The sequence below is a fragment of the Lactobacillus kefiranofaciens genome (assembly GCF_900103655.1).
GTDB classification, from domain to species: domain Bacteria; phylum Bacillota; class Bacilli; order Lactobacillales; family Lactobacillaceae; genus Lactobacillus; species Lactobacillus kefiranofaciens.
On record NZ_FMXC01000069.1, the window covers coordinates 1 to 3,198 of the forward strand.

Here is a 3,198-nt window from a genome sequence, read left to right on the forward strand (position 1 = left end):
GAGCACGGCAGCTTCCTTTCCTCGCAGGCAGTTGCCCACCAACTACTTTCGGCGTTAAGAAGCTTAACTTCTGTGTTCGGCATGGGAACAGGTGTATCCTTCTTGCTTTCGCCACCGTACTCTTTTGAGCTACTACGCTCAAAACTAAACATAATCCTTCTCGCAAAAAACCTTCACAGCTTGCCTTTGCTTTGGTCAAGTCTTCGACTGATTAGTACTGGTCCGCTCCATCCTTCACAGGACTTCCACTCCCAGCCTATCTACCTCATCGTCTCTGAGGTGTCTTATTGCTTGCGCATCGGAAATCTCATCTTGAGGGGGGCTTCGCACTTAGATGCTTTCAGCGCTTATCCCTTCCGCACATAGCTACCCAGCGATGCCTTTGGCAAGACAACTGGTACACCAGCGGTGCGTCCATCCCGGTCCTCTCGTACTAAGGACAGCTCCTCTCAAATTTCCTACGCCCACGACGGATAGGGACCGAACTGTCTCACGACGTTCTGAACCCAGCTCGCGTGCCGCTTTAATGGGCGAACAGCCCAACCCTTGGGACCAACTTCAGCCCCAGGATGCGACGAGCCGACATCGAGGTGCCAAACCTCCCCGTCGATGTGAACTCTTGGGGGAGATAAGCCTGTTATCCCCAGGGTAGCTTTTATCCGTTGAGTGATGGCCCTTCCATCCGGTACCACCAGATCACTAAGTCCTAGTTTCCTACCTGCTCGAGTTGTCTCTCTCGCAGTCAAGCTCCCTTATACCTTTACACTCTGTGAATGATTTCCAACCATTCTGAGGGAACCTTTGAGCGCCTCCGTTACGCTTTAGGAGGCGACCGCCCCAGTCAAACTGCCTACCTGACACTGTCCCTGACCTGGCTTACAGGTCGAGGTTAGAGCATCCTTCAAACAAGGGTAGTATCCCAACATTGCCTCCAGCAAGACTAGCGTCCTGCTTTCCTTGGCTCCTACCTATCCTGTACATGTTTAAAAGATACTCAATATCAAGCTACAGTGAAGCTCCATGGGGTCTTTCCGTCCTGTCGTGGGTAACCCGCATCTTCACGGGTATTATAATTTCACCGAGTCTCTCGTTGAGACAGTGCCCAAATCATTACACCTTTCGTGCAGGTCGGAACTTACCCGACAAGGAATTTCGCTACCTTAGGACCGTTATAGTTACGGCCGCCGTTTACTGGGGCTTCAATTCAAACCTTCGCTTGCGCTAAGCTCTCCTCTTAACCTTCCAGCACCGGGCAGGTGTCAGCCTCTATACGTCATCTTACGATTTTGCAGAGACCTGTGTTTTTGATAAACAGTTGTTTGGGCCTATTCACTGCGGCTAGCCCTTCCGGGCCAGCACCCCTTCTTCCGAAGTTACGGGGTCTTTTTGCCGAGTTCCTTAACGAGAGTTCTCTCGCTCACCTTAGTGTTCTCCACTCGACTACCTGTGTCGGTTTGCGGTACGGGTATGTACTTTCTGGCTAGAAGCTTTTCTCGGCAGTGTGACTGCTGCACCTTCGCTACTTTAACTTCGCTCCTCATCACGACTCGCGCTTTTTGGCTAGAAGCATTTTACTCTTAGCCACGCTTGTCGCTTGAACATCGATCCAGCTCGATGCGTGCTTTGCCTCCTGCGTCCCTCCATCGCTCTTAACGATTGTACACAGTACAGGAATCTCTACCTGTTGTCCATCGACTACGCCTCTCGGCCTTGCCTTAGGTCCCGACTTACCCTGGGCGGACGAGCCTGCCCCAGGAAACCTTAGTCTTTCGGCGGACAGGATTCTCACCTGTCTTTCGCTACTCATACCGGCATTCTCACTTCTAAGCGCTCCAATGATCCTCTCGATTCACCTTCGCCGCACTTAGAACGCTCTCCTACCACGTGCTCTTTAAAACACATCCACAGTTTCGGTATTATGCTTAGCCCCGGTAAATTTTCGGCGCAGCGCCACTCGACTAGTGAGCTATTACGCACTCTTTGAATGATGGCTGCTTCTGAGCCAACGTCCTAGTTGTCTACGCAACTCCACATCCTTTTCCACTTAGCATAAATTTTGGGACCTTAACTGGTGATCTGGGCTGTTTCCCTTTCGACTACGGATCTTATCACTCGCAGTCTGACTCCCGTGCATGGATATCTGGAATTCGCAGTTTATCTGGATTTAGTAACCCCTGACGGGCCCCTTGTCCAAACAGAGCTCTACCTCCATTATCCTCTCCACGAGGCTAGCCCTAAAGCTATTTCGGAGAGAACCAGCTATCTCCAAGTTCGTTTGGAATTTCACCGCTACCCACAGCTCATCCCCGCAATTTTTAACTTACGTGGGTTCGGCCCTCCAGTGCGTTTTACCGCACCTTCAGCCTGGCCATGGGTAGGTCACTTGGTTTCGGGTCTACGTCAATCAACTTCTCGCCCTCTTCAGACTCGCTTTCGCTCCGGCTCCGTCTTTTCTGACTTAACCTCGCTGCTTAACGTAACTCGCCGGTTCATTCTACAAAAGGCACGCCATTGCACCTTAATGTGCTTTGACTACTTGTAGACACACGGTTTCAGGTTCTCTTTCACTCCCCTTCCGGGGTTCTTTTCACCTTTCCCTCACGGTACTGGTTCACTATCGGTCACTAGCTAGTATTTAGCCTTGCGAGATGGTCCTCGCGGCTTCAACCGGGATTTCTCGTGTCCCGGCCTACTCAGGATTCTGCTCGGCGCGCTTGAGATTTCGCTTACGGGGCTCTCACCCTCTCTGGCTTACCTTCCCAGATAATTCGACTATCTCTTGCGCTGCCTTATTGCAGTCCTACAACCCCAATTGATAAATCAACTGGTTTGGGCTCTTTCCTCTTCGCTCGCCGCTACTAAGGAAATCGATCTTTCTTTCTCTTCCTGCAGCTACTTAGATGTTTCAGTTCACTGCGTCTTCCTTTTAATGCCTTAACAGCATTAAATGATGCATTCCTGCACCGGGTTCCCCCATTCGGATATCTCCGGATCATTGCGTACTTACCGCTCCCCGAAGCTTTTCGTAGTTAGTCACGTCCTTCTTCGGCTACTAGTGCCTAGGCATTCACCGTGCGCCCTTTTCTACTTGACCTTACTCAAGAATTCTCTTCTCGGTCGCTCTTGCAATCTGTTCTCTTTGATTTTCTCGGTTTTTTGCTTGGATTATATTCAGTTTTCAATGTACTAGCTCTTTGA

Annotated in this window: 2 rRNA genes; both read right to left on the reverse strand. The window is 50.6% G+C overall.

The features are described 5' to 3' along the window. Positions 1-2: 2 nt before the first annotated feature. Positions 3-119: ribosomal RNA gene (rrf, locus tag BLP58_RS11555) — 5S ribosomal RNA — on the reverse strand. Between the two features lie 72 nt (positions 120-191). Continuing rightward, positions 192-3,094: ribosomal RNA gene (locus BLP58_RS11560) — 23S ribosomal RNA — on the reverse strand. Between the last annotated feature and the right edge of the window lie 104 nt (positions 3,095-3,198).